Source organism: Pseudomonas nitroreducens (assembly GCF_014204515.1).
Taxonomy (GTDB): Bacteria; Pseudomonadota; Gammaproteobacteria; order Pseudomonadales; family Pseudomonadaceae; genus Pseudomonas; species Pseudomonas nitritireducens_A.
The window spans coordinates 1-26222 of record NZ_JACHLI010000025.1; the positions used below are offsets into that span (position 1 = coordinate 1).

Below are 26222 nucleotides of genomic sequence, written 5' to 3' on the forward strand. Positions count from 1 at the left end.
GGCTCCTACTCGTGCTCGAACACTGCGGACCTGCAGCTTGCCTTGCGCCGCTCTCACCTCCGATCGTATCGGGAAAGGCAGACACAAGCGGACTTTGTCCGCGATAGGTCCTCATCGCGCCGGAGTCCGCTCCTACGCTCGGTTTTGTAGGGCGCATAACCCGGAACGGGTTATCCGCCACGACGGCGGATAACGCCGCGGGCGTTATGCGCCCTACGGGAGCGATCGGCTGCAGCTGGAGCCGTTGGCTAGGAGCGAACTCCATCCGCGATTGGATCTGCTTCGCGCCGGAGGACATCGCGGACGGAGCCCGCTCCTACGCTCAGGCCGCCGCTGAGCGTGCGGCGGGCGCCAGGCGATCGAGACACAACTTGTAACATTCCCTGCCGATCATGACCGGGACACCCCATCCAGCGGACTCCCAGCATGACCACCGATACCCTGGCCGCCGGCGACCTTCCCGTCGCCGAAGAACGGCCCCATCTGGAACACAAGCCCGGCCGCATTACCGCCTTCATCTTCTTTGCCGTGCTCGCCGTCGGCCTGCTGTTCTCGGCCTGGAGCCTGGTGAATGACGTCGATGACGTCACCTCCACGATCACCACCTGGACGCCCTTCCTGCTGCTGGGGGTGGCGCTGTTCATCGCCCTGGGTTTCGAGTTCGTCAACGGCTTCCACGACACCGCCAACGCGGTGGCCACCGTCATCTATACCCACTCGCTGCCGCCGCACTTCGCCGTGGTCTGGTCGGGCTGCTTCAACTTCCTCGGCGTGCTGCTCTCCAGCGGCGCGGTGGCCTTCGGCATCATCGCGCTGCTGCCGGTGGAGCTGATCCTGCAGGTCGGTTCCTCGTCCGGCTTCGCCATGGTCTTCGCCCTGCTGATCGCCGCCATCCTGTGGAACCTCGGCACCTGGTGGCTGGGCCTGCCGGCGTCGTCCTCGCACACCCTGATCGGCTCGATCATCGGCGTCGGCGTGGCCAACGCGCTGATGCACGGCCGCGACGGTACCAGCGGTGTGGACTGGGCCCAGGCGACCAAGGTCGGCTACTCGCTGCTGCTCTCGCCGCTGATCGGTTTCGTCTGCGCCGCGATCCTGCTGCTGGCGCTGCGCCTGCTGGTGAAGAACCGCTCGCTGTACAAGGCGCCCAAGGGCAAGACACCGCCGCCCTGGTGGATTCGCGGCCTGCTGATCCTGACCTGCACCGGCGTGTCCTTCGCCCACGGCTCCAACGACGGGCAGAAGGGCATGGGCCTGATCATGCTGATCCTGGTCGGTACGCTGCCGATGGCTTATGCGCTCAACCGCACCATGCCGGCGGACCAGACCGTGCAGTTCGTCGCCGTCGCCGAAGTCACCCAGCAGGCGCTGGTCCGTGCCGCACCGCAGCCGGCCCCGGCCGACCCGCGCGCCGTGCTGTCGGAATACGTGCGGACCAAGGAAGCCAAGCCGGAACTGATCCCGTCCCTGGCCGCGCTGACTGGCTCCATCGGCGCGGAAGTAAAAGGCTATGGCAGCCTGGCCCGCGTGCCGGCCGAGGCCATGGGCAACGTGCGTAACGACATGTACCTGACCAGCGAGGCGATCCGCCTGATGGACAAGGACAAGGTCGGCAACTTCGACGCGGACACCACCGGCAAGCTGGCCGCCTTCAAGGGCAAGATCGACGAGGCCACGCGTTTCATCCCGCTGTGGGTGAAGGTCGCGGTGGCCATCGCCCTGGGCCTGGGCACCATGGTCGGCTGGAAGCGCATCGTGGTGACCGTCGGCGAGAAGATCGGCAAGACCCACCTGACCTATGCGCAGGGCGCCTCGGCGGAGCTGGTGGCGATGATGACCATCGGCGCGGCGGACATGTACGGGTTGCCGGTGTCGACGACCCATGTGTTGTCCTCCGGCGTGGCCGGGACCATGGCGGCCAACGGCTCGGGCCTGCAGATGCGCACCATCCGCAACCTGCTGATGGCGTGGGTGCTGACCTTGCCGGCGGCTATCGTGCTCTCTGCCTCGCTGTATTGGTTGTTCACCCATCTGTTCTGATTGTCGATGGATGGTTGAAAGCGCTGCTCTTCGGAGCGGCGTTTACTTTTGGCACCGAGTTTCCCTGTAGGAGCGGACTCTGTCCGCGATCCGTTGGCAGGGCCGGCGTGTTCGCCTTCTCTGATGTCGCAGGGTTGCTGCGTTTGCTTGGGTGGTTCAGCGTCGCTTTGGCGTGCGCTGGAGTATTGGGTTTCGCCCCCTCGGGCGACCTACTTTGGAAAGGCCCAAAGTAGGCAAAGGCCTTGCCCCTGCATCCGGTTTTTCGCTTAGGCGAAAAATTCCCTCGTTGAAGCGCAGTTTCAGGGGCACGCGCTGACGGGCCATCCCTGGCCCGACAGCGCTCTCGCGGCATCCATGCCGCTCAACCCCTGAAACTCCGCTTCAACGAGGCCTCCTGAAAGGGGCATTCCGGAGTGTGCGGGCGTTTCACTGGAAGTCTTTTGAGAGCCAGAGCCAGAGCTGAGCGCAGGCGTGGTCTCGTAGGAGCGGACCTTGTCCGCGAAATCCAACGCGTCGGAAGCTGATCTATCAGGAGAACCGCGACGTGATGCGCCTTTAGGAGCGGGGCACGCCCGCGATTCGCGTGTACAAACACGCTCCTGCAAATGGCTTCCACGTTTCCTTCCGGGCCCCGCTTGAAATATCGAACGCGTGGTGCGTATTTTGTACGGGCTTGCGCACTCGCGCGGCGTCCTGTGACTGGGACAAGAAAAACAAGGATAAGAAGTCATGAGTAGCGATCTAGGTAGCCCGCTCGCCGAACGTCTGGCTGGAGTGGAAGAGATCGAGTGCGTCACCCCCGACCTCAACGGGGTGCCGCGTGGCAAGGTGATGACCGGCGAGGGCTTCCTCACCGGACGCCGGCTGCAACTGGCGCGCGGCGTGCTGCTGCAGTGCATCATGGGCGGCTACCCGGCCGCGAAGTTCTACGGCAGCGACGACGGCGACCTCGCCCTGGTGGCCGAGCCGACCCAGATTCACCGTCTGCCCTGGAGCGACGAACCCCGCGCCTTCGCCATCTGCGACGCGCTGGAGCTCGACGGCAAGCCTTCCGGCCTGTCCACCCGCGGCCTGCTCAAGCAGGTGGTGGCGCGTTACGCCGAACGCGGCTGGAGCCCGGTGGTGGCGACCGAGCTGGAGTTCTTCGTCTTCGCCCCCAACCCCGATCCGCTGGAAGCCTTCCAGGCTCCGGTCGGCCTCGACGGTCGTCGCGAGATCGGTCACTCGGCTTTCAGTGTGTCGTCCCACAACGGCTTGCGGCCGTTCTTCCAGGACGTCTACCGCTGCATGGCAGCGGTCGGCCTGGAGCGCGACACCTTCATGCACGAGATGGGCACTACCCAGTTCGAGATCAACTTCCTGCATGGCGACCCGGTGCTGCTGGCCGACCAGACCTTCCTGTTCAAGCACCTGCTCAAGGAAGTCGCGCTCAAGCACGGGCTGATCGTGGTCTGCATGGCCAAGCCGCTGGCGCACACGCCGGGTAGCTCGATGCACATCCACCAGAGCATCGTCGATGGCGAGGGCCGCAATATCTTCAGCGACGCCCAGGGCGAGGCCACGCCGGCCTTCCGCCACTTCATCGGCGGCCTGCAGGCCTGCCTGGCGGACTTCACCCTGCTGTTCGCGCCGAACGTGAACTCCTTCCAGCGCCTGTGCCACCCCTACGCATCGCCGAACAACGCCTGCTGGTCCCACGACAATCGCGCCGCCGGCCTGCGCATCCCGGCCAGCGCGCCGGTGGCCCGTCGGGTGGAGAACCGCCTGCCGGGGGCCGACGCCAACCCCTACCTGGCCATCGCTGCCAGCCTGGCAGCCGGCCTGCATGGCATCGAACGCGAGCTGGAGCCCAGCGCGCCGATCCAGGGCGAGTTCGACGTGCCGCCGGAGTTGCTGCTGCCCTGTACGATGTACGACGCGCTGCAGCGCCTGCAGCGCAGCGAGCTGGCCCGCGAAGTGTTCGGCAACGAGTTCATCGATGGCTACAGCGCGACCAAGGCCATGGAGCTGACCAGCTTCTTCGACGAGATCACCCCGTGGGAGCGCCGCGTCCTGGCCGGGCAGGCCTGACCCGCGCGGGCTGATTTGCAGGCGCCGACAGCGCTGCGGCAAAAGCCGTCGCAGCGCTGATCGGCCGCCATCTCCTGGCGATCTTCAAGCCATCCTCCGCCATCGGGTCGACATCCGTCGAAACGCTCCCCGTGGCCGCGCACGACACGCGCTATTCCGCGCCCGGCAGGGCTCTCGACGCGCCGATTGGCAGCCTCTAATGTGTCCAGCGCAAGTCCCGCTTTCCGCTTTCCGCTGCCCGGACATCGTGCCGGGGTTGTCTGGACCAGGAGGTCCAATGCTTCGGATCGTCACCGCGTTTCGTGCTCTGTACTTCGCCGCCGTCATGCTCCTGACCGGTTCCGGTCTGCTCAGTACCTACCTCGCCTTGCGCCTGGGCGCGGAAAAGGTCGACGGGCTGTGGATCGGCGCCATGATGGCGGCCTACTACCTCGGCCTGGTGCTAGGCGGCAAGATCGGCCACCGGCTGATCGCCCGCGTCGGCCACATCCGCGCCTATGTCGCCTGCGGCGGGTTGGTGACCGCCGCCGTGCTGGGCATCGGCCTGTTGCCCTGGCTGGGCTTCTGGCTGGTGCTGCGGGTCGCCATCGGCCTGGGGATGATGTGCCAGTACATGGTCATCGAGAGCTGGCTCAATGAGCAGGCCGAGGCGCGCCAGCGCGGTGTGGTGTTCGCCGGCTACATGGTCGCTTCCTACCTGGGCCTGGTGCTCGGCCAGCTGGTGCTGGTGGTCCATCCCGGGCTGGGCCCGGAGCTGCCGATGATGATCGCGCTGTGCTTCGCCCTGTCGCTGATCCCGGTGGCGATCACCCACAAGGTCCACCCCGCGCCGCTGCGTCCGGCGCCGCTGGAACCGCGCTTTTTCATCCAGCGCGTGCCGCAGTCGCTGACCACGGTGCTGGTGTCTGGCCTGGTGGTCGGTTCGTTCTACGGCCTGGCGCCGCTCTACGCGGTGGACCAGGGCCTGGGCACCGAGGAGATCGGCCTGTTCATGGGTGGCTGCATCTTCGCCGGGCTGGTGGTGCAATGGCCGCTGGGCTGGTTGTCGGACCGCATCGACCGTGCGGTGCTGATCCGCAACGCCGCCATCCTCCTGCTGCTGGTGGCCTTGCCGCTGGCCGCGCTGCCGCTGCTGCCGGTGCCGCCGCTGAGTCTGGCGCTGCTGCTGCCGATGGGCTTCATCGTCTGCCTGGTGCAGTTCACCCTGTATCCGCTGGCGGTGGCCTTCTCCAACGACCACGTCGAGGGCGAGCGCCGCGTTTCGCTCACGGCGATGCTGCTGGTGACCTTCGGCGTCGGTGCCTGTATCGGCCCGCTGGCGGCCGGCGCACTGATGAAGCTGTTCGGCGCCAACATGCTCTACGCCTTTGTCTGCGCCTGCTCGCTGATCCTCATCTGGCGCGTGCAGCCGGAGAAGGTCAGCGGCGTGCACCGGGTCGACGAGGCTCCGGTCAAGCACGCGGCAATGCCGGACAGCCTGGCATCTTCGCCGTTGTCCGCCGCGCTCGATCCGCGGGTCGACGAGGCGGCGGTAGAAGAGCAGATGAAAGGCAACGACAGCAGCACAGCGACACCGGCAGCGGCGCCTGAAGCCGAAGAGGAAAGCCGGCCCGCCTGAGGGCGGCAGGAAAGAAGAGCAGTGCAGGGCGGCAAGTCTTTGCCGCCCGCTGCAGGCCCTAGAAGAGCTCGTCCTTGTCGAAGCGACGGGCTTCGCGCTGCAACTGGTAGACGAAGCGCTCGACGTTGCGTTGCACCAGCCCGCTCATCTGATGGAAACGCACGCCGGCGAAGCTGTAGCCGACCTTTTCCTCGAAGCTCACGTGGCGCAGTTCGACTTCCACGGTGATCGCGCCGAAAGGCAGGCGCGCGGTGAGCTGCTCGTAGACCTGGCCCGGTTGCAGGCGGTCGGTGACGTTGCCTTCCAGGCGGATCTTGCAGCCGGTGGCGGAGATGTCGATCAGGTTGCCCTTGACCGGGTTCTTCAGCTTGCTCCCGGAGATTTCCACCGGCACCGGCTGGCCCTGGCCGACCGGGGCGCGGAAGGCGTTGCGGCGCTGGTGGTAGAGCATCTGCTCGGGTACCGGCAGCCAGTAGCAGCGGGCACCGTCGATCTCGGCGAAGAAGGCGCTCTGCTTGCATTCCCAGGCGATGCGCACGCCTTCATGGAAGCCTTCGATGCGGAAATCCTCGCCGGCCTGCAGGAAACGTTCGCCGTCATTGGGGATGAGTTCGTCCAGGGCGACGATGTTGCGCTCGCGGTTGACCTCGACGACGAAGCTCTGGAAGCGCTGGCTGCGGCCTTCGAAGGTGATCAGCAGGGGATCGTGGCTATCCATCAGCGTGCGCAGGCTGGCATGGATCTCCACCGGAGCCTTCAGGGTCTTCGGTGGTTGAGGGCCGTTTTCCTCGACGAACAGATTGGACACGGTCCGCGGATCTCCATTGTGTTTGTTATGAGTGGGGCACGGGGCAAGGCCGATACTGGCATTTTGCCCAAACACAGGCCGTCAGGCCAGCATTCCGACGAGCGTCAGGCCTGGCTGAGTGGACGCTGGCGGGTGCCCTGGGTCGAGCCGCCGTAGCGGTCGTAGAGGCGCGGGGTGTCCTGGCCGCGCAGGATGTCGAGCGTGCGCTCGGTGCTGGTCTGGCCGGAGCGGATGATGCGGCCGTTGCGCTGGTTGGCGTCCTGGCAGCGGGCGAGCAGGGCGCTGAGCTCTTCGGCGCGGGCCGACAGCTGGGCGTTGCCGGTGGCCTGGGCGATCTGCGCGAGGCCCGAGCGATCGGCGCTAAGGCCGGCCTGCAGCAGTGCCTGGGTGCGGATGCGGCCGTTCTGCTCCAGCTGTTGCAACAGCGGCAGCTTGCTGTCGAGCAGCTTCTGCAGGGCATCCAGGTCGCGCGCTTGCAGCGCCTGGTACTCGTCATCGATCAGTTGCAGCAGGGTGCTGGCTGCTTCGATGTCGCCGTTGATCAGATTAAGCAGGGCATCGGACATCTTGGGCTCGGCGTTCTAGCGGTTGACCGGCGCGAGCGGACTCAGCGCTGGGATTCGAAATCGAGCAGCTTGCTGGCGACTTTCTGGCTGTCGACCTGGTAGCTGCCGTCAGCGATGGCCGCCTTGATGCGAGCCACTTTGTCGTTGTCGACCACGGGTTGGTCCTTCAGTTGATCGCTTACTTTCTGCAACTGCTGCGCGGTATCGCTGAGCTGTACCGATTCGCCGCTCTTGGCCGGGGCGCTGGCGGAGGACTTCTCGGTGGTTGCTTCGCTGCGACCGCTCTGGACGGCACCGCTACGGCCAGTGCTGGCTGTCGTAGAGGCCGGGTTCAGCCGGTTGAAGTCGATGACCATGGTGGAAACCTCTGGAGGTATTGGACGCTTGCCAAGCTTTTCGGCCGTCCTGCAGGAAACTTTAGGCCGAATTTTCGTGCGCCCGTAGACATTTTGGCGAGGGCTGCGCCCATCATGCCAGAAATGCCGCCCCGCCGAGAGCTAGAGGTTGACCTCCACCGTGCCCGGCTCGACCACCCGCGCCTTGACGATGCGCTGCGAGCGCAGGTTGCGCACGCGGATCTGCTCGCCGGGCACGCCGTCGGACAGCGCCTCGCCCGGCATGAACACATTGATCGCGCTGGTCCTGGCGCGAATCACCACCTGCTCGCCCTTGCGCACGGCGGCGGCCTGCTCCAGGAATACCGGCGCCAGTACCTGGTCGTTGACGGTGGAACGCTTGAGCTTCATGCCGACAACCTGCTGTGGATCGGTCAGGAAGCCCTGGGTCAGCGGGCCGATGTCACGCTCCACGACGCTGATGTCGCCGGGCTCCATGACATGGTTGCGCTGCAGCGGCAGGGTGGTGACCACCACCTGGCGGAACAGCTTTACCGTCGCCGGGATATACACGGTCCAGGGCGAACTGCCGTCGCAGCGCACCTGGACGGTCACCCGACCAACGGGCGTCGCGGTGCTTTCCAGGCTCTGTGTCAGGTCCTTGTCGCACTGCGCCAGGCGCAGCCGCGGGTCGATGCGTGCGACTTCTATCTCGTAGCGCGCGTTTATGCCCGAAGTCTGCAGATAATCTTCCACCTTGAACTCAAGAAAGCCCTGGGTGGAGCCGATAAGGATTTCAGGCGCGGTGAAGTCGTCGGCCCTTGCGGGACCGAGGTTCAGCGCACCGGTGAGGCCGAGCAGCGCCGCCACCAGGGTGGGGGCTTGCCGGAGTCGTCGGAAAAATGTCGTTGCCTGCTTCATGCAACGGGTTAAGCAATGGTCGTGCCGCCTCCATGAAAACAGGCGGCGTTGCGTGCACAGGAGGCTCAATGGCCGGAGTCATGGATTCGGTCAACCAGCGTACGCAGCTGGTTGGCCAGAATCGTCTCGAACTGCTGCTGTTCCGCTTGAACGGCAGCCAGCTGTACGGGATCAACGTGTTCAAGGTGAAGGAGGTGCTGCAATGCCCCCGCCTGACCGTGATGCCCAAGTCCAGCCAGGTGGTGCGCGGGGTGGCGAACATCCGCGGCGGCACCATCCCGATCCTCGATCTGGCGCTGGCCACGGGGCGTCATGCCCTGCGGGACATCGCCAACAGCTTCGTGATCATCACCGAGTACAACACCAAGGTGCAGGGCTTCCTGGTGCACTCGGTGGAGCGCATCGTCAACATGAACTGGGAGTCGATCCATCCGCCACCCAAGGGTACCGGCCGTGACCACTACCTGACGGCAGTGACGCGGGTGGACAATCAGCTGGTGGAAATCATCGACGTGGAGAAGATCCTCGCCGAAGTGGCGCCGACCTCGGAGGACATCTCCGAAGGCGTACTGGATGCCGACACCCAGGCCCGCGCGGTGAGCAAGCGCGTGCTGGTGGTGGACGACTCCTCGGTGGCGCGCAAGCAGCTGGTGCGTTGCCTGGAAACCGTCGGCGTCGAGGTCCTGGCGCTCAACGACGGCCGCCAGGCGCTGGACTACCTCAACCAGATGGCGGCGGCCGGCGGGCATCCGGGAACCGATCTGCTGATGGTGATCTCGGACATCGAGATGCCGGAAATGGACGGCTACACGCTCACGGCGGAAATCCGTCACGACCCGCGCATGCAGGACCTGCACATTCTCCTGCATACTTCGCTGTCCGGGGTGTTCAACCAGGCGATGGTGAAGAAGGTCGGCGCTGACGACTTCCTCGCCAAGTTCCGTCCTGACGACCTGGCCGCGCGGGTTTCCGAGCGGATCAAGGCGGTGGATGGCGCGCTGGCCTGAGGATCCACCAGTAATAAAGGGCGGCGCCGGTGCCGCCCACCGCCACGGCTTTGCGCTATGGTTTTCTTCGACACCGGTCAGGCGGTTGTCGCCCACGGGCGGCAACCGGCCACGAGCAAAGAGGCGTATCTGTGACATCCACCAATTCTGAATTCGAGCTGTTCCGGGATTTCCTGGAGAAGACCTGCGGCATCCTGCTGGGCGCCAACAAGCAGTATCTGGTCGCCAGTCGCTTGAACAAGTTGATGGAGCAGCAGGGCATCAAGTCCCTGGGCGAGCTGGTACAGAAGATCCAGATGCGCAGCCAGCTGCGCGAACAGGTGGTCGACGCGATGACCACCAACGAGACCCTGTGGTTTCGCGATACCTATCCCTTCGAGGTGCTCAAGAGCCGCGTGCTGCCGGAAATGATCAAGGCATCGCCCGGCCAGCGCCTGCGCATCTGGTCGGCGGCCTGCTCCTCGGGGCAGGAGCCCTATTCCCTGTCGATGTCGATCGACGAGTTCGAGCGCACCAACCTCGGCCAACTGAAGGCCGGTGTGCAGATCGTCGCCACCGACCTCTCCGGCTCCATGCTCACCGCCTGCAAGGCGGGTGAGTACGACAGCCTGGCCATCGGCCGCGGCCTGTCCCAGGAACGCCTGGCACGCTACTTCGACCAGAAGACGCCGGGACGCTGGACGGTGAAGCCGCCGATCAAGAGCCGCGTGGAGTTCCGCGCACTTAATCTGCTGGACAGCTACGCGACGCTGGGCAAGTTCGACATGGTGTTCTGCCGCAACGTGCTGATCTACTTCTCCGCCGAGGTGAAGCGCGACATCCTGCTGCGCATCCATGCCACGCTCAAGCCGGGCGGCTACCTGTTCCTCGGCGCCTCCGAGGCGCTCAACGCGCTGCCGGATCATTACCAGATGGTCCAGTGCAGTCCGGGGATCATCTACAAGGCCAAGTGATGGCCGACACCCCGTCTGTTCGGGCGGGGTTCTTGCAAATCATTTGGAGCTGACCGCGGGCGAAGTCCGCGGTCGGTGTCTGCGCCTGCGCCGAGTTTGCGGCGGAGTGTGAACGCAGGATGGGGACTGCGGCGGCGTGCGGTTCGCGAGCAAGCTCGCTCCTACAATCGGGCGCTGCAGATCGGTGTACCTGGGTAGGTCGAATTCCGCCGCGAGGGATTTCGCGGACAAGGTCCGCTCCTACGCCACCGGGAAAGTCTTGACCTCGTAGGGCGCATAACGCGCCAGCGTTATCCGCCGGGGGGTAAACGGCGGATAACCCGTGCCGGGTTATGCGCCCTACGTTCTGGCTCTAACTCTGGCTCTGGTTTTGAAGTCTTCCAGCGAAATATCCGCACGCGCCGAAGTGCCCCTTTCAGGAGGCCGAAGGTGATCGGAGTTCCAGGGGTTGAGCGACATGGATGTCGCGAGAGCGTTGTCGGGCCAGGGATGGCCCGTCGAGGGGGACGCCTAGTTCGGGCCCCTGGAACTCCGAGGAACCGAGGGTACTTTTCGCGAAGCGAAAAGCCGGATGGCAGGGGCGAAGACCTTTGCCTCCTTTGGGTCGTTTGCCAAAGGAGGTCGCCCGAGGGGGCGAAACAAGAAGTTCGCGCGCGTGCCGAAGCGACGCTGAAACACTCAACTACAAGCAAAAGCATCGCGGACAAAGTCCGCTCCTACGGTGTAATCCCGACCACCCGACCACCCGACCACCCGGCAGGCGGCGGATGGCGGATGGCGACGGCGGACAGCAGGCGGCGGACGGCAGACAGCAGACAGCAGACAGCAAACAGCAAACAGCAGACAGCAGACAGCAAACAGCAGACAGCAGACAGCGGTGGAGCAAACAGCAGTGGAACAGGAGGCAGTGGAGCAGGGGACAGAACCCGGATCGGGTTATCCATCTCCAGCAGATAACACCTGCGGCGACCAACTTTAATAGGCCGCCGCAACAACGACGCCACAGGCGGCAAAGCGCAGCGGCAGACTTGCCGCCTTGCCTGCAGCGGCAAGGAAAACGGTTGCCGCTTTGCCGCTGTTTGCCGCCCCTTGCCGCCCCCTGGATCCCCTCAACCCCTTGATCCACAAGGAAATACAAATCTGGCACGCGCCTTGCTGAAGTGTTGGCAAGCCCACACCGGCAAACAGGTTCGTGACCATGAGCATCAGCTTCGACAAAGCCCTCGGCATCCACCAGCAAGCACTGAGCTTCCGCTCCCAGCGCGCTGAGGTGCTGGCCAGCAACCTGGCCAACGCCGACACGCCCAACTACAAGGCGCGTGACCTGGACTTCGCCTCGGTGCTGGCTGCCCAGTCGGACAAGGTGAAGAACGGCACCTTCAGCACCACCCTGACCAACGCGCATCACATTGCCGCGGACGGCGTCAGCTTCGGTGACGAATCGCTGAAGTACCGCATCCCGAACCAGCCCTCGGTCGACCAGAACACCGTCGACGAGCAGATCGAACAGGCCAACTACGCCGAGAACTCGGTGAAATTCCAGGCCTCCTTCACCTTCCTCAACAGCAAGTTCAAAGGGCTGATGAACGCCCTGCGCGGGGAGTAATCGCCATGTCGCTTTCCAGTGTCTTCAACATCGCCGGCACCGGCATGAGTGCCCAGACCACCCGTCTGAACACCACCGCGTCGAACATCGCCAACGCCGAGAGCGTCTCCTCGAGCATCGATCAGACCTACCGCGCCCGCCACCCGGTGTTCGCCACCATGCTCGACCAGGCCCAGGGCGGCAGCCAGGGTTCGCTGTTCGGCGAGACCGACCAGGCCGGCTCCGGCGTGCAGGTGCTCGGCGTGGTCGAGGACCAGAGCCCGCTGGTGCCGCGCTACGAACCGAACCACCCGGCCGCTGACAAGGACGGCTACGTCTACTACCCCAACGTCAATGTGGTGGAGGAGATGGCCGACATGATCTCCGCCAGCCGTTCCTTCCAGAGCAACGCGGAAATGATGAACACCGCCAAGCAGATGATGCAGAAGGTTCTGACCCTGGGTCAGTAAGAGCAGAGGACGCCCCATGAGCATCAATACCGATAACAGCGCTTCGAGCTCGATCCTGTCGTCCCTCAACGCCGGGTCCAAGAGTTCGTCGTCGACCGCCGAGACCGGCACCAGTGCGCTGGGCAAGGATTCCTTCCTGCAGCTGCTGGTGACCCAGCTGAACAACCAGAACCCGCTGGACCCGCAGGACAACACCGAGTTCGTCTCCCAGCTGGCGCAGTTCAGCAGCCTGGAGAGCATGCAGAACCTGGACACCACCCTGGGCACCTTCTACTCCTCGTTCCAGTCTTCGCAGGCCCTGCAGGCCTCGTCGCTGGTCGGCCGCTCGGTGATCGTCAACTCCAGCAAGGTGCAGGTCGACGACCCCACCGCCGGGGTCAAGGGTTCGCTGGTGATGCCGTCCAAGGGCGACGGCGTGACCCTGAAGATCTACGACGACTCGGGTGACCTGGTGCGCACCGTCGACATGGGCAGCCAGAAGGCCGGCAACATCGACTTCACCTGGGATGGCAAGGACGACAGCGGCGAACTGGTCGCCGCCGGCACCTACACCGTCAAGGCCAGCGCCACCCTGGACGGCACCAGCACCGCGCTGACCACCTACCTGCCGGCCACGGTCAACAGCGTCACGCTGGGCCAGAACGGCGGGGAAATGTCCCTGAACCTGGCTGGCATCGGCGCGGTTTCCGCTTCCAGCATTCAGACCATCGGAAAATAACGCCGCGTTTCGGCACAGGAGCAACACATGTCTTTCAACACCGCCCTGAGTGGACTCAACGCCGCGTCGATGGACCTGAACGTCACCGGCAACAACATCGCCAACGTCGGCACCACCGGCTTCAAGTCGTCGCGCACCGAGTTCGCCGACCTCTACGCTTCCTCGATGCTGGGCACCGGCCGCATCGCCGTGGGTAACGGCGTGGTCACCCAGGCCGTTTCCCAGCAGTTCACCCAGGGCAACCTGAGCACCACCGGGCGCAGCCTGGACCTGGCGGTGAGCGGCAACGGCTTCTTCATGACCAGCGACAACGGCAGCCGCGTCTACACCCGCAACGGCACCTTCAATACCGATGCCAACGGCTTCATCGTCGACGGCTCCGGCAATCGCCTGCAGGGCTATGGCACCAACGCCAACGGCAATATCGTCAACGGCGTGATCACTGATCTGAAGGTCGACACCTCCAACCAGCCGCCGAGCCCGACGTCGAAAATCACCTCGACCCTGAGCCTGAACTCCAACGCCACCACGCCCAAGACCACGCCGTTCGACGCCACCGATTCGGACAGCTACAACTGGTCGACCTCCGTGGACATCTACGACTCCCAGGGCAACTCGCACACCATGACGAACTACTTCGTCAAGGACAGCGCCAACAACTGGAGCATGTACACCCTGGTGGATGGTCGTAACCCGCAGACCCCGACCAGCACCACGCCGCTGAGCAGCGACATCACCTTCAACAGCGCCGGCCAGCTGACGGGCATCACCTCCACCGGCATGACCGTCAACGCCGACAAGACCATGACGCTCAACGGCTGGACCCCGGCGGCGGTCACCGACTCCACCACCAGCCCGGTGACCTGGGGCGCCAACGGCGCGGCGGGCACTGCGGGCGGCATCAGCATCGACCTGACCAAGACCACCCAGACCAACGGCGCCTTCGCCGTCACCGCGGTGACCCAGGACGGCTACGCCACCGGCCAGATGTCCGGCCTGTCGTTCGCCGAAGACGGCCAGATGTACGCCACCTACACCAACGGCCAGTCCAAGGTGATCGGCCAGGTGGTCCTGGCCAACTTCGCCAACACCCAGGGCCTGACTCCGGTGGGCAACACCGGCTGGAAGCAGTCGCTGGCCTCGGGCGAGGCGGTCATCGGCACGCCGACCTCCGGCACCCTGGGCTCGGTGGGCTCGGGCACCCTGGAGGAATCCAACGTCGACCTCACCGCGCAGCTGGTGAACCTGATCGTGGCGCAGCGCAACTACCAGGCGAACGCCAAGACCGTACAGACCGAAAGCACCATCTCCGACACCATCATCAACCTGCGTTGATGAGGTGGGGTGCCGGACCTTCCCGCCGGCATCCTGCGCCGGGCCAATGAACCGGCAATCGGTCTTGCCGCTGGCGGCAGAACGTCGCCGCCAGCCGGCCATCGAGGCTCCTTCGGGAGCCTTTCTTTTTTGATATTCCCTTTAATATCAATGTCTTAATTGATTTTTTAGCATTCTGGCACAGCCCTTGCTGAAGTCACTCCAGCACCGCCGGGAATCCGACCCGGCACTGGAGGAATCCCTTGGACAGAATGCTGTATGTCGCCATGAGCGGCGCGAGCCAGAACACCAAAGCCATGCAGGCTCACGCCAACAACCTGGCGAACATCTCCACGACCGGTTTCCGTCGCGACCTGGAACAGGCCCGCGCCATGCCCGTGTTCGGTGACAGCTTTCCGGCGCGCGTCTTCGCCATGAGCGAGCGCCCGGCCACCGACTTCACCGCCGGCGCCCTGCAGGAAACCGGCCGTGACCTGGACGTTGCCGCCAAGGGCGACGCCTGGATCGCCGTGCAGGCTCCCGATGGCGGTGAAGCCTACGTGCGCACCGGCAGCCTGGAAATCGACGCCCTCGGCCAGCTGCGCACCGGCGACGGCATGCCGGTCATGGGCAATGGCGGGCCGATCGCCGTGCCGCCGGAAGAGAAGATCGAGATCGGCGAGGACGGCACCATCACCGTCCGCGGCCTGGGCAACCAGCCCAACGCCCTGGCCACCGTGGACCGCATCAAGCTGGTGACGCCCGATCCCAAACAGCTGGAGAAGGGCGCCGATGGCCTCATCCGCATGAAGTCCGGCGCCCCTGCGCCGCAGGTCGATGCCAACGCCAGCGTGCAGTCCGGCGTGCTGGAAGCCAGCAACGTCAATGCGGTGGACGAGATGACCTCGATCCTGGCGCTGTCCCGCCAGTTCGAGCTGCACGTAAAGATGATGAAAACCGCCGAGGACGATTCCCAGGCGATGGCGCGTGTTTTGCAATTCAGCTGATAGAACCTGATTAACCGTCCGCGGCGCCACAAATCCGGCGCCCGAGGAGAACCACATGCTTCCGGCACTTTGGGTCAGCAAGACCGGTCTGTCCGCCCAGGACATGAACCTGACCACCATCTCGAACAACCTGGCGAACGTGTCCACCACGGGCTTCAAGCGCGACCGCGCGGAGTTCCAGGACCTGCTCTACCAGATCAAGCGTCAGCCCGGCGCCAACTCGACCCAGGACACCCAGCTGCCCTCGGGCCTGCAGCTGGGTACCGGTGTGCGCATCGTCGGCACCCAGAAGAACTTCACCGCCGGCAGCCTGCAGACCACCGACAACCCGCTGGACATGGCGGTCAACGGTCGTGGCTTCTTCCAGGTGCTGACCCCGGACGGCACCGTCGCCTACACCCGTGACGGCAGCTTCCACCTGAACTCCGACGGGCAGATCGTCACCTCCAACGGCAACGCCCTGGAGCCGGCCATCGTCGTGCCGCCCGAGACCCAGACCTTCACCGTCGGCAACGACGGCACCGTCTCGGTCACCGTGGCCGGCAACGCCACGCCGCAGATCATCGGGAACATCCAGACCGCCGACTTCATCAACCCGGCCGGCCTGCAGGCCACCGGCAACAACCTGTTCCTGGAAACCGCCGCCAGCGGCGCGCCCCAGGTCGGCACGCCGGGCCTCAACGGCCTGGGCACCACGCTGCAGAACACCCTGGAGAACTCCAACGTCAGCGTGGTGGAGGAGATGGTGAACATGATCACCACCCAGCGCGCCTACGAGATGAACTCCAAGGTGATCTCCACCGCGGACCAGATGCTCTCCTTCGTCACCCAGAACCTGTAAGTCCTGATCCCGTAGTCGCTCTCCCCGAGAGGTAGCTGTAGATGAACCGTTCCCACCTCCTTCCGCTGCTGGCCATCGCCGCGTTGGCAGGGTGCGTGAGCCCGCCGCCCAAGCCGGACGATCCCTATTACGCTCCGGTGCTGCCGCGCACTCCCGCGCCGGCCGCGCAGAACAACGGGTCGATCTACCAGGCCGGGTTCGAGAACAACCTCTACGGCGACCGCAAGGCCTTCCGTGTGGGTGACATCATCACCATCACCCTCAACGAGAAGACCCAGGCCAGCAAGAAGGCCAGTTCGGACATGTCCAAGGACAGCACCAACAAGCTGGGGCTGACCTCGCTGTTCGGCAGCAGCCTGACCACCAACAACCCGGTGGGCAGCGGCGACCTGAGCCTCTCCGCCGGCTACTCCGGCAACCGCGAAACCAAGGGCGACAGTGCGGCCGGGCAGAGCAACAGCCTGACCGGCTCGATCACCGTCACCGTGGCCGACGTCATGCCCAACGGCATCCTCGCCGTGCGCGGGGAGAAGTGGATGACCCTGAACACCGGCAACGAGCTGGTGCGCATCGCCGGGCTGATCCGCGCCGACGACATCGCCACCGACAACACCGTCGCTTCCACCCGTGTGGCCGATGCGCGCATCACCTACTCGGGCACCGGTGCGTTCGCCGACGCGAGCCAGCCGGGCTGGTTCGATCGCTTCTTCCTCAGCCCGCTGTTCCCGTTCTGAGGTGATGACGATGATGGCCTCTGGAAATGCGCGCAAAGCGATCGCGGACAAAGTCCGCTCCTACGTTCTGGCGGTGCTCTGCGCGTTGCTGGTGGTGCCGGTTGCCCAGGCTGAACGGCTCAAGGACATCGCCAGCATCCAGGGCGTGCGCAACAACCAGCTGATCGGCTACGGCCTGGTCGTCGGCCTCAACGGCACGGGCGACCAGACCACCCAGACGCCGTTCACCCTGCAGACCTTCAACAACATGCTGGCGCAGTTCGGCATCAAGGTCCCGGCGGGTTCGGGCAACGTGCAGCTGAAGAACGTCGCGGCGGTGTCCATCCATGCCGACCTGCCGCCGTTCGCCAAGCCCGGCCAGGTCATCGACATCACCGTGTCCTCCATCGGCAACTCCAAGAGCCTGCGCGGCGGCAGCCTGCTGATGACCCAGCTCAAGGGGATCGACGGCCAGACCTACGCCATCGCCCAGGGCAACCTGGTGGTCGGCGGCTTCGACGCCGAAGGCCGCGATGGCTCGAAGATCACCGTCAACGTGCCGTCGGCCGGCCGCATTCCCGGCGGCGCCACCGTCGAACGCGCGGTGCCGAGCGGCTTCGACCAGGGCAACACGCTGACCCTGAACCTCAACCGCCCGGACTTCACCACCGCCAAGCACATCGTCGACCGCGTCAACGAACTGCTCGGCCCAGGTGTCGCCCAGGCCGTGGACGGCGGCTCGGTGCGCGTCAGCGCGCCGCTGGACCCGAGCCAGCGCGTGGACTACATGTCGGTGCTGGAAAACCTCGAAGTGCAGTCCGGCGACGCGGTGGCCAAGGTCATCATCAACTCGCGCACCGGCACCATCGTGATCGGCCAGAACGTGCGCGTGTCGCCGGCCGCCGTGACCCACGGCAGCCTCACCGTGACCATCACCGAAGACCCCATCGTCAGCCAGCCCGGCCCGTTCTCCAACGGCCAGACCGCCGTGGTGCCGCGCTCCAACGTCAGCGCCAACCAGGAAGCCAAACCGATGTTCAAGTTCGGCCCGGGCACCACGCTGGATGAAATCGTCCGCGCCGTTAACCAGGTGGGCGCTGCGCCCAGCGACCTGATGGCGATCCTCGAAGCCCTGAAACAGGCCGGCGCTCTGCAAGCCGAACTGATCGTGATCTGAGGACGCCGACGTGGACGCCAAACTGCTTTCTGCTGGAACTTCGTCGACCAACTCCGGCGCCTATACCGACCTCAATCGCCTGTCGGCGATGAAGACCGGCTCGGCTCGCGACAGCGCGGGCAACATCCGCAAGGTCGCCCAGGAATTCGAGTCGCTGTTCATGAACGAGATGCTGAAATCCATGCGCTCGGCCAACGAGGTGTTCGCCAAGGACAACCCGATGAACAGCGAGGCGGCCAAGCAGTACCAGGACATGTATGACCACCAGCTGTCGGTGTCCCTGGCCACCCAGGGCCACGGCATCGGCCTGGCCGACGTGCTGGTCAAGCAGATGGAGAAGATGCAGGGCGTGCGCCACACCGGCAACAACCCCTTCGCCCAGACCGGCGCCCAGGCGGCCACCGACGGCACACAGAGCGCCGCGGCCGTCGCCTCGGCGTCCGACCGGCAGAAGACCCCGAGCGTGTTTGCCGCCAACGGCAAGGCCTTGCCGCAGCCCGAAGCCGGTCGTGACGACCGCCAGGCGCTGAACTCGCGCCGCCTCGCGCTGCCGGGCAAGCTGGCCCAGCGTATCGCTGCGGGCATCGTGCCGGGTGCCGACAATGGCAATGCCGTGGCCTCCACCGCCAACCAGCCGGCGCAGCTGGCGAGCAACGACTGGCGTGCCAGCAAGGGCTACGCCCAGCAGATCGACACCAGCGTGCCGGTCGCCGACGTCGATACCTCGGCCATCTCCACCAAGCCGGGCAAGTCGATGTTCGCCTCCGCCGAGGACTTCATCAGCACCATGCTGCCGATGGCCGAACGCGCCGCCAAGCGCATCGGCGTCGACCCGCGCTACCTGGTGGCCCAGGCCGCGCTGGAAACCGGCTGGGGCAAGAAGATGATCGCCCAGCGCGACGGCAGCAGCAGCCACAACCTGTTCGGCATCAAGAGCGGTTCGAGCTGGAAGGGCGATTCGGCCCGCGCCACCACCACCGAATTCGAGCAGGGCAAGCAGGTGAAGGAAGTGGCCTCGTTCCGTGCCTATAACTCCTTCGAACAGAGCTTCCAGGATTACGTCAGCTTTTTGCAGAACAACGACCGCTACCAGGGCGCGCTGGATTCCGCCGCGCGCCCCGACCAGTTCATGAAGGAGTTGCAACGAGCCGGTTACGCGACCGACCCGCAGTACGCGCGCAAGGTCAACCAGATCGCCAAGCAGATGCAGGTCTACCAGACCGTCGCGATGAACGACGGCCCGACCCGCTCGCTTTGACGCCTTTGTAGAGTGGAAAGCGCCAAGGAACGACCATGAGCCTCTTGTCCATCGGATTGTCCGGACTCAACGCCTCGCAGACGGCGCTGAGCACCACCGGCAACAACATCACCAACGTCGACGTCGCCGGCTACACCCGCCAGCAGTCGGTGCAGGGCACGTCTGCCTCGCAGTTCGCGGGGCAGTACTACGTCGGCACCGGCACCACGGTGCAGGATGTGCGGCGCATGTACAGCGAGTTCCTGGCCAACCAGGTGCGCGGCGCGACCTCGGTGAACAGCGATGCGCAGACCTACCTGGCGCAGACCAACCAGATCGACTCGCTGCTCTCGGACAGCACCACCGGCCTGTCCAAGGTGATGCAGAACTTCTTCGCCTCGCTGCAGACCGCGGCGGCGTCGCCCACCGATGCCGCCTCGCGGCAGCTGGTGCTGACCCAGGCGAACAACCTGGCGCAGCGCTTCAACTCCATCTCCACCCAGCTGGGCACCCAGAACAGCTACGTCAACACCCAGATGGACAGCCTGGCCGGGCAGGTCACCGACCTGGCCCGCACCATCGCCCAGTACAACCAGGCGATCACCGCGGCCCAGGCCGGCGGCGCCAGCGCCAACGACCTGCTGGACAAGCGCGACCAGGCGGTGGTGCAGCTGTCGGACATGATCGGCGTCAGCGTGGTCAAGCAGGGCAGCAACTACAACCTCTACCTGGGCTCCGGCCAGCCGCTGGTGGTGGGCAGCAACGCCTCCACCCTGACCGCCGGGCCGAGCGCCAACAATCCGTCGCAGTTCAGCCTCAGCCTGAGCTCCTCCGGCAACTCCTCGATGGACGTCACCTCGGTGGTCACCGGCGGCCAGATGGGCGGCCTGCTGCGCTACCGCAGCGACGTGCTGGACAGCACCCAGAACGAACTGGGGCGCATGGCCATCGTCCTCGCCGACACCTTCAACAGCCAGCTGGCCCAAGGTCTGGACCTCAACGGCAACTTCGGCGCACAGCTGTTCAAGGACATCAACGACGCCAGCGTGATCGGCAATCGCAGCCTGGCCAACACCCACAACACCGGCACCGGCAACCTCAACGTCACCATCAGCGACAGCAGCGCGCTGACCACCAGTGACTACGAGGTGACTTTCACCTCGGCCACCGGCTACACCATCAAGCGCTCCTCCGATGGCGTGCTGATGGGCACGGGCGACCTGACCGACAACCCGCCCAAGGAATTCGACGGCTTCAGCATCAGCCAGCAGAGCGTCGGCACCGTGCAGGCCGGCGACCGCTTCACGGTGATTCCGACCCGCACCGCGGCCAGCGACGTCGCGGTGACCATGACCGACTCCAACCGCCTGGCCTTCGCCTCGCCGGTGGTCGCCAGCACCACCACCGGCAACATCGGCAGCGGCACCATCGCCGGGACCACCCTGACCAGCCAGCTGGATGCCAGCAACGGCACCGCCATGGCCGCGGCGATCAAGGCCGGCCTGCCGGTGAAGCTGGTGTTCGACGCCGCCAGCGGCGGCACCCAGGGCTACACCATCTACGATTCGGCGGGTAACTCGCTGGGCACCGGCAACATCGTGCCGGGGCAGAACAACGACATCAGCATCACCGTGCCGGGCTCGCCAGCGTTCAGCTTCCAGACCACCATCGGCGGTTATCCGGGCAAGGGCGACAGCTTCGGCGTGGCCTTCAACAGCAACGGCGACGCCGACAACACCAATGCGCAGAAGCTGATCGACCTGCAGAGCGCCAAGACCGTGGGCAGCGGCACCGGCAGTGGCAGCGGCATGAGCCTGACCGGCGCCTACAGCAGCCTGACCGAAACCGTCGGCGCCACCGCCAACCAGGCCAAGCTCGACGCCACCGCCACCGCGGCGGTGCTGACCAACGCCCAGGGCACGCGCGACTCGCTGTCGGCGGTGAACCTCGATGAAGAGGCGGCCAACCTGGTGAAGTTCCAGCAGTACTACACGGCGTCCGCGCAGGTCATCAAGACCGCGCAGACACTCTTCGACACCTTGATGAACAACATCTGAGGAGGCTGAAATGGTTGTGCGAATTTCCACCCCGCAGATCTTCAATTCCAACATCGACAACTACAACCGCGGCTATTCCAGCCTCGCCAAGCTGCAGGAGCAGATCTCCAGCGGCTCGCGCATCCAGACCCCGGCCGACGACCCGGTCGGCGCCGCGCGCCTGCTGCAGCTGGAACAGCAGCAGTCGCTGCTGACCCAGTACGCCGGCAACATGACCAGCGCGACCAACAGCCTGAACCAGGAACAGAGCCTCCTCGACTCGATCACCACCGCGCTGCAGCGCGCCCGCGAACTGGTGCTGCGCGCCGGCGACGGCTCGCTGACCGACGACGACCGCGGCGCGGTCAGCGATGAGCTGGGCGAGATCCAGAAGCAGTTGCTGACCCTGATGAACAGCAAGGATGCCAGCGGCAATTACCTGTTCTCCGGCGGCAAGAGCACCGTGCAGCCCTTCGTGCAGAACGCCGACGGCAGCTTCAGCTACCAGGGTGACCAGAGCTCGCTCAAGCTGCAGATCTCCGACAACCTGACGCTGTCGACCAACGACAACGGCTGGAGCATCTTCGAGATGGCCGCCAACGCCAGCCGCACCGTCAGCTCGGTGACCAGCAACCCGAGCACCGACGGCGTGCAGCGGGTGTTCCTGTCCCAGGGCACGGTGACCAGCGACAGCAACTACAACGCCAGCTTCCGCGATGGCGCGCCGTACACCCTGAAGGTGCTCAGCGGCACGCAGTACCAGATCCTCGACAAGGACGGCAACGACGTCACCAGTGACGCCACCACCAACGGCACCTACGACGCCACCTCCAGCGACAGCAACGCCATCAACTTCCGTGGTTCGCAGTTTCAGCTCGACGTGTCGCTGCCTTCCAGCGATGACGCGAGCAACATGGACAGCCTGGTCAACGGCTACAGCTTCAGCTTCGGCGCCGCCCAGGACAGCCTGTCGGTGAAGCGCAGCGCCACCAACACCTCGACGGCGCAGATCACCTCGGCCACGGTGAGCAACAATACCGCCTACACCACGCAGTTCCCCAGCAGCGGCGTGCAGCTCAAGTTCACCAGCGCCACCGACTTCGAGGTCTACGCGCTGCCCACCAGCCAGGGCTCGACGCCGCTGTCCACCGGCACGCTGGGCGCCACCTTCCCGCAGACCGTCACCGTGGCCGGGGTCGACATGACCATCAGCGCAGCGCCGGCGGCCGGCGACCAGTTCGGTGTCACCGCCAACTCGCCGGAGCGGCAGAACATCCTCAATACCATCGGCGACCTGCGCAAGGCGCTGGATACCTCCACCGCCGGCGATCCGCAGGCGCAGCTGAACATCCGCAACCTGGTGGCCAGCGCCATCACCAACCTGGACAAGGCCAGCGACCAGGTGCTCTCGACCCAGTCGTCCATCGGTGCGCGGCTCAACACCATCGATGTGATCAACCAGGAAAACCAGAGCCTGGCCCTGACCAATACCACCACCCAGTCGTCTATCCGCGACACCGACATGGCGGCGGCGACCTCGCAACTGGTGCTGCAGCAGACCATGCTCGAAGCGGCCCAGGCGGCTTTCGCGCGGATCAGCCAGCTGAGCCTGTTCAACAAACTCTGATTCATCCGGCCCGCCCCTGACGGCGGGCCCCCACTTCGGAAGAGACGTACATGGGCGATATCAACTTCAGCGCCAAGGGCCGCCAACTGATCGAGATGTACGGGCAGATGGCTCGCGAAGGCTACGAGCGCCACGACGAACAGCATGTCGACGTGGCCTTCAGCGACTTCGAGCTGCGCCCGTTCCGCCCGCAGATCCGCGAGATCCTGCAGGGCCATGGCATCCGCAATGTGCTCGACTACGGCTGCGGCGGTTCCGACTGGAACCAGCCGGGCTTCGACGACAATGGCCAGTCCGCAGTGCAGTACTTCAACCTGCAGGCGGCTTACCGCTACGAGCCGGCCCGTGGCATCGACGAGCGCCGCAAGGTCGACTGCGTGGTGTCCTTCGATGTGCTCGAACACATCTTCGTCGCCGACGTACCCAAGGTGCTGCGCGACATCTACTCCTGCGCCGACAAGCTGGTGATCCTCAACGTCGCCTGCTACCCGGCCCAGGCGCTGCTGCCCAACGGCGAGAACGCCCACATCACCGTGCGCCAGCCGCTGTGGTGGAAGGGCATGGTGGACTGCATTACGCCGGAGTTCCCTGGCATCACCACCTGCCTGATCTGCTCCACCGCCTGGCGCCAGGCCACCGGCTTCCCGCAATGGAGCGGTGACCTGTGGCAGGCGAGCGAGACGTTTGTCATTGCCAATTGAGTGGGCGGGGTTTCGGCTGCTGGCTGATTGCGAATCTGCCTACGGCTTAACGGGCGCCCAGGTGCTTCGTAGGAGCGGACTCCGTCCGCGATAGTCAGTCCTCCATTGGAGGACTGATCACATGAGCAAACCCATCGGGTTCGTCGAGCGTCCAGGGCACAGGGCGCTGCGAAAAAGCCGAATCTCGATCACGGGTGAGATTTACCTGCTCACCGCCACCACCTCTGACAGGGAACGCTCGTTTGCCGATTTTGCGCAGGCATGCTGCGTTTCGCGTTGCTTCGAAACGGCCTTGGCGCTGGGACGAAATCAACTGCTGGCCTGGGTGCTCATGCCCGACCATGCGCATTGGCTCTTGCAGTTGGGGGAAGGGGAACGGCTGGAGACCAGTGTCGGTCGATTGAAGGCTGTCAGCGCCCGTCACTTCAATGGTGTCTTTGGCAAGCGGGGACCACTGTGGGGCCCCGCCTTCCATGACCATGCCTTGCGCCGAGAAGATGAAATCCTGCCGATCGCTCGATACATCGTTGCCAATCCTCTGCGTGCGGGGCTGGTAGAGCGTGTGGGTGATTACCCTTTCTGGAATACGATGTGGTTGTGAGAGATCGCGGACGGAGTCCGCTCCTACGTTTGGATCAGCTTTTGCGGGAGCGGACTCCGTCCGCGATGCTTTCCTGCAGGAGCAGTCCAAGCCTGCGCTAGCACGCCCCGAGAACTCCCCCAGCAGATCAGATCCAGTGCTCCGGTTCACGTAGGAGCGGACTGCGTCCGCGATGCTTGCGTTGCTGTGTCACCGCCAGAGATGGGCCCACAAAAAAGCCCGGCATCAGCCGGGCTTTTTCACGCGCGCTGCAGATCAATCCAGACGTTTGAACACGCAGAACCCACGGTGGTGGACGCCGTCGTCGAGCAGTTGGCCCTGGTACAGCAGGAAGAAGCCCTGCTCGTAGAAGTGGCGAACGTTGGCGAAGAATTTGGTGTCGTTCATCTTCAGGTCGTTGCTCTCGATGACCACGATGCCGCCGGGCTTGAGCAGGTTCTTCAGGTCGACCACGTAGTCGGGCATCGGCTTGCCGATCCAGACGTGCACGGCGAAGGAGAAGATCACGTCGAACAGGCCCGGATCGCTGGCGCGCAGGTCCTCGTAGGTGCAGGTGCGGAACTCGCAGTTCTGTACCCCGTGGTGTTGCGCCAGGCGGTCGGCGATGCGGATCAGCGAGTCGTTGTTGTCGAAGCCCAGGTAGCTGCCGACCTGCTGCGCCACCTCGATGCCGAAGCAGCCGATGTTGCAGCCGATGTCCAGCACGCGGTCGGTGGGCGAGAGCCATTTTTCCAGCGCGTAGCGATCCATCCGCATCAGGGTCGGGCGCGCGCCGGGCAGGTCCCAGCCTTCGTGGCCCTGGTAGAGTTCCTTGTTGGCGCCGAACACCTGCGACTGCGAGAAGAAGTTCTCGTGGACGTCCAGCTTGCAGTCGCGCCAGGCGCTTTCTTCCGGCGCGGCGTCGGGGCTGCGCAGGTAGCAGAGCACGTCGTTGCCATCCACCAGGCCCAGCTGCTCGCGCAGGTTGTGCTCGGCCCAGACTTCCAGCACGTCGGGCGAGGTGGGCACGGCGGCGCGGCGGATCAGCACCGGCGCGTGGCGGCCTGCGTACTGCAGGAAGCCCTGGTAGTAGAAGTAGCCCATGCGCATATAGGGCACGTGTTCATAGGGAGCGGCGTAGATGATGCCGCTGCCGGATTCGAAGAACAGCGGGGCGATCTTCTGCACCAGGTCCTTGGGGTCGAACAGCGCCTGCAGGTTCAGGGTGCCGGCCTCGATGCGCTGCCAGCCGGTGACCGCCAGCAGGTCGTCACGCTGACTCGGGTTGTTCTCCATGATCGCCTTGGCGCCGGGCGGGCCGCCGGCGTTGGCGGCGTGGCTGGAGCGGGCGAATACCCGGGCCTTGCCGAAGAAGCTGCTGGCCTCGGCCTGGCGCAGGCCCTGGAGCATTTCCAGCTGCGCCAGAAGGTCGGCGGTGTCGGCGCGCTTCTCGTAGGTGGAGAGGCTGGCCAGCCAGTGGTAGGCCTCTTCCAGGTGACCCTGGAACAGCGCCAGGGTCGCCAGGGTGTTGCGCACTTCGAAGTCTTCCGCGTCCAGCTGCACCGCCAGGTGCAGGTAGGGGTGGGCCTCGTCGTAGCGGCGCAGGCGCACCAGCAGGCGACCCAGCAGGCTGTTCACTGCGGCGTTGTCCGGCACGGCCTGCTGGATGTGCAGCAGGTGGTCGAGGGCTTCGTCGTTGTTCTGGTCGAGCTCGCCCAGGGCGATAGCCAGGCTCAGGCGGACCGGCAGGTCGTCGGGGCGTTCGCCGTGCAACTCGCGGAAGGCGGCGACGGCCGCTTCGCGCTGACCGCTCTGTTGCAGTTGCTGAGCCTGGGCAATGCGGGCTTCAAAAGGTTGGGACACTGGGGTTCTCCTCCAAGCGGAGTCGCTGGCGATCA

The 26222-nt window shown here is 65.1% G+C and carries 24 protein-coding genes; 18 read left to right on the forward strand and 6 right to left on the reverse strand.

The annotated features are described in order from the left end of the window. Positions 1-426: 426 nt before the first annotated feature. From HNP46_RS24960 to HNP46_RS24970, 3 genes are all read left to right on the forward strand, one after another. Positions 427-2040, forward strand: a complete 1614-nt coding sequence (locus tag HNP46_RS24960; RefSeq protein ID WP_184594371.1) for an inorganic phosphate transporter — start codon at positions 427-429, stop codon at positions 2038-2040. 831 nt (positions 2041-2871) lie between these two features. Next, complete coding sequence (locus HNP46_RS24965) at positions 2872-4110, forward strand: glutamine synthetase family protein (RefSeq protein ID WP_184594570.1); 1239 nt, start codon at positions 2872-2874, stop codon at positions 4108-4110. A 277-nt stretch (positions 4111-4387) separates the two neighbouring features. Further along, on the forward strand, positions 4388-5728 hold the full coding sequence (locus HNP46_RS24970; protein ID WP_184594373.1) for an MFS transporter: 1341 nt from the start codon (positions 4388-4390) through the stop codon (positions 5726-5728). Positions 5729-5786: 58 nt separating this feature from the next. Here the strand turns inward: HNP46_RS24970 and HNP46_RS24975 are convergent, their stop codons facing one another. The 4 genes from HNP46_RS24975 to flgA all read right to left on the reverse strand — a co-directional run bounded on the left by HNP46_RS24975 (position 5787) and on the right by flgA (position 8358). Then, positions 5787-6536: a flagellar brake protein gene (locus HNP46_RS24975; RefSeq protein WP_184594375.1), complete on the reverse strand. Its 750-nt coding sequence runs from the start codon at positions 6534-6536 to the stop codon at positions 5787-5789. Positions 6537-6640: 104 nt separating this feature from the next. Next, positions 6641-7102 (reverse strand): flagella synthesis protein FlgN, encoded by a 462-nt coding sequence (locus HNP46_RS24980; RefSeq protein ID WP_184594378.1) that lies wholly within the window; start codon positions 7100-7102, stop codon positions 6641-6643. Between the two features lie 41 nt (positions 7103-7143). Beyond that, positions 7144-7458 carry a flagellar biosynthesis anti-sigma factor FlgM gene (flgM, locus tag HNP46_RS24985; RefSeq protein WP_184594380.1) on the reverse strand — a complete coding sequence of 105 codons (315 nt, stop codon included), beginning with the start codon at positions 7456-7458 and terminating at the stop codon, positions 7144-7146. Positions 7459-7599: 141 nt separating this feature from the next. Further along, positions 7600-8358 (reverse strand): flagellar basal body P-ring formation chaperone FlgA, encoded by a 759-nt coding sequence (flgA, locus tag HNP46_RS24990; protein ID WP_184594382.1) that lies wholly within the window; start codon positions 8356-8358, stop codon positions 7600-7602. A 68-nt stretch (positions 8359-8426) separates the two neighbouring features. Here flgA and HNP46_RS24995 point away from each other — a divergent pair, with 68 nt between their 5' ends. Both HNP46_RS24995 and cheR read left to right on the forward strand, forming a co-directional pair. Then, on the forward strand, positions 8427-9365 hold the full coding sequence (locus HNP46_RS24995; RefSeq protein ID WP_184594384.1) for a chemotaxis protein CheV: 939 nt from the start codon (positions 8427-8429) through the stop codon (positions 9363-9365). Between the two features lie 131 nt (positions 9366-9496). Beyond that, entirely contained in the window at positions 9497-10318 is an 822-nt protein-coding gene (gene cheR, locus HNP46_RS25000; RefSeq protein ID WP_184594387.1) for a protein-glutamate O-methyltransferase CheR, read from the forward strand. A 975-nt stretch (positions 10319-11293) separates the two neighbouring features. On the opposite strand, the gene HNP46_RS25005 is transcribed toward cheR, so the two are convergent. Then, positions 11294-11518 carry a hypothetical protein gene (locus HNP46_RS25005; protein WP_184594389.1) on the reverse strand — a complete coding sequence of 75 codons (225 nt, stop codon included), beginning with the start codon at positions 11516-11518 and terminating at the stop codon, positions 11294-11296. Between HNP46_RS25005 and flgB the strand changes: the two genes are divergently transcribed. From flgB to HNP46_RS25070, 13 genes are all read left to right on the forward strand, one after another. Then, a complete protein-coding gene (gene flgB / locus HNP46_RS25010; RefSeq protein WP_184594390.1) occupies positions 11517-11924 on the forward strand; it encodes a flagellar basal body rod protein FlgB in 408 nt (135 codons plus the stop codon). The genes HNP46_RS25005 and flgB overlap by 2 nt on opposite strands. 5 nt (positions 11925-11929) lie before the next feature. Then, entirely contained in the window at positions 11930-12373 is a 444-nt protein-coding gene (gene flgC, locus HNP46_RS25015) for a flagellar basal body rod protein FlgC (protein WP_184594393.1), read from the forward strand. 16 nt (positions 12374-12389) lie between these two features. Further along, positions 12390-13091, forward strand: a complete 702-nt coding sequence (flgD, locus tag HNP46_RS25020) for a flagellar hook assembly protein FlgD (protein WP_184594395.1) — start codon at positions 12390-12392, stop codon at positions 13089-13091. 27 nt (positions 13092-13118) lie between these two features. Then, positions 13119-14426 (forward strand): flagellar hook protein FlgE, encoded by a 1308-nt coding sequence (flgE, locus tag HNP46_RS25025; protein WP_184594397.1) that lies wholly within the window; start codon positions 13119-13121, stop codon positions 14424-14426. A 242-nt stretch (positions 14427-14668) separates the two neighbouring features. Continuing rightward, entirely contained in the window at positions 14669-15412 is a 744-nt protein-coding gene (flgF, locus tag HNP46_RS25030; protein WP_184594399.1) for a flagellar basal-body rod protein FlgF, read from the forward strand. A 55-nt stretch (positions 15413-15467) separates the two neighbouring features. Further along, positions 15468-16253: a flagellar basal-body rod protein FlgG gene (flgG, locus tag HNP46_RS25035; protein WP_184594401.1), complete on the forward strand. Its 786-nt coding sequence runs from the start codon at positions 15468-15470 to the stop codon at positions 16251-16253. 41 nt (positions 16254-16294) lie between these two features. Then, the gene (gene flgH / locus HNP46_RS25040; protein WP_184594403.1) at positions 16295-16987 is read left to right on the forward strand and encodes a flagellar basal body L-ring protein FlgH; all 693 of its coding nucleotides are present in this window, start codon (positions 16295-16297) and stop codon (positions 16985-16987) included. Positions 16988-16997: 10 nt separating this feature from the next. Continuing rightward, entirely contained in the window at positions 16998-18143 is a 1146-nt protein-coding gene (locus HNP46_RS25045; RefSeq protein ID WP_409372461.1) for a flagellar basal body P-ring protein FlgI, read from the forward strand. Between the two features lie 10 nt (positions 18144-18153). After that, positions 18154-19401, forward strand: coding sequence for a flagellar assembly peptidoglycan hydrolase FlgJ (gene flgJ / locus HNP46_RS25050; RefSeq protein WP_184594405.1), 1248 nt, complete (start codon positions 18154-18156; stop codon positions 19399-19401). A gap of 35 nt (positions 19402-19436) precedes the next feature. Continuing rightward, entirely contained in the window at positions 19437-21437 is a 2001-nt protein-coding gene (gene flgK / locus HNP46_RS25055; protein ID WP_184594407.1) for a flagellar hook-associated protein FlgK, read from the forward strand. A 10-nt stretch (positions 21438-21447) separates the two neighbouring features. Beyond that, positions 21448-23043: a flagellar hook-associated protein 3 gene (locus HNP46_RS25060; protein WP_221455108.1), complete on the forward strand. Its 1596-nt coding sequence runs from the start codon at positions 21448-21450 to the stop codon at positions 23041-23043. A gap of 50 nt (positions 23044-23093) precedes the next feature. Next, positions 23094-23744, forward strand: a complete 651-nt coding sequence (locus HNP46_RS25065; RefSeq protein ID WP_184594409.1) for a hypothetical protein — start codon at positions 23094-23096, stop codon at positions 23742-23744. Between the two features lie 121 nt (positions 23745-23865). Beyond that, positions 23866-24345, forward strand: a complete 480-nt coding sequence (locus HNP46_RS25070; RefSeq protein WP_260403259.1) for an REP-associated tyrosine transposase — start codon at positions 23866-23868, stop codon at positions 24343-24345. A gap of 255 nt (positions 24346-24600) precedes the next feature. Here the strand turns inward: HNP46_RS25070 and HNP46_RS36090 are convergent, their stop codons facing one another. Further along, entirely contained in the window at positions 24601-26187 is a 1587-nt protein-coding gene (locus HNP46_RS36090) for a methyltransferase domain-containing protein (protein ID WP_184594411.1), read from the reverse strand. Positions 26188-26222: the final 35 nt, after the last annotated feature.

Excerpts from the sequence above, each read along its gene's own strand:
- flgA (WP_184594382.1), bottom strand. The coding sequence starts at position 8,358 with ATGAAGCAGGCAACGACATTTTTCCGACGACTCCGGCAAGCCCCCACC.
- flgE (WP_184594397.1), top strand. The coding sequence starts at position 13,119 with ATGTCTTTCAACACCGCCCTGAGTGGACTCAACGCCGCGTCGATGGAC.
- HNP46_RS25060 (WP_221455108.1), top strand. The coding sequence starts at position 21,448 with ATGGTTGTGCGAATTTCCACCCCGCAGATCTTCAATTCCAACATCGAC.
- HNP46_RS24965 (WP_184594570.1), top strand. The coding sequence starts at position 2,872 with ATGACCGGCGAGGGCTTCCTCACCGGACGCCGGCTGCAACTGGCGCGC.
- flgG (WP_184594401.1), top strand. The coding sequence starts at position 15,468 with ATGCTTCCGGCACTTTGGGTCAGCAAGACCGGTCTGTCCGCCCAGGAC.
- flgC (WP_184594393.1), top strand. The coding sequence starts at position 11,930 with ATGTCGCTTTCCAGTGTCTTCAACATCGCCGGCACCGGCATGAGTGCC.
- flgH (WP_184594403.1), top strand. The coding sequence starts at position 16,295 with ATGAACCGTTCCCACCTCCTTCCGCTGCTGGCCATCGCCGCGTTGGCA.
- flgB (WP_184594390.1), top strand. The coding sequence starts at position 11,517 with ATGAGCATCAGCTTCGACAAAGCCCTCGGCATCCACCAGCAAGCACTG.
- HNP46_RS24970 (WP_184594373.1), top strand. The coding sequence starts at position 4,388 with ATGCTTCGGATCGTCACCGCGTTTCGTGCTCTGTACTTCGCCGCCGTC.
- flgK (WP_184594407.1), top strand. The coding sequence starts at position 19,437 with ATGAGCCTCTTGTCCATCGGATTGTCCGGACTCAACGCCTCGCAGACG.
- HNP46_RS24980 (WP_184594378.1), bottom strand. The coding sequence starts at position 7,102 with ATGTCCGATGCCCTGCTTAATCTGATCAACGGCGACATCGAAGCAGCC.
- flgD (WP_184594395.1), top strand. The coding sequence starts at position 12,390 with ATGAGCATCAATACCGATAACAGCGCTTCGAGCTCGATCCTGTCGTCC.
- HNP46_RS25005 (WP_184594389.1), bottom strand. The coding sequence starts at position 11,518 with ATGGTCACGAACCTGTTTGCCGGTGTGGGCTTGCCAACACTTCAGCAA.
- HNP46_RS25070 (WP_260403259.1), top strand. The coding sequence starts at position 23,866 with ATGAGCAAACCCATCGGGTTCGTCGAGCGTCCAGGGCACAGGGCGCTG.
- HNP46_RS24960 (WP_184594371.1), top strand. The coding sequence starts at position 427 with ATGACCACCGATACCCTGGCCGCCGGCGACCTTCCCGTCGCCGAAGAA.
- flgM (WP_184594380.1), bottom strand. The coding sequence starts at position 7,458 with ATGGTCATCGACTTCAACCGGCTGAACCCGGCCTCTACGACAGCCAGC.
- HNP46_RS24995 (WP_184594384.1), top strand. The coding sequence starts at position 8,427 with ATGGCCGGAGTCATGGATTCGGTCAACCAGCGTACGCAGCTGGTTGGC.
- HNP46_RS25065 (WP_184594409.1), top strand. The coding sequence starts at position 23,094 with ATGGGCGATATCAACTTCAGCGCCAAGGGCCGCCAACTGATCGAGATG.
- HNP46_RS25045 (WP_409372461.1), top strand. The coding sequence starts at position 16,998 with ATGATGGCCTCTGGAAATGCGCGCAAAGCGATCGCGGACAAAGTCCGC.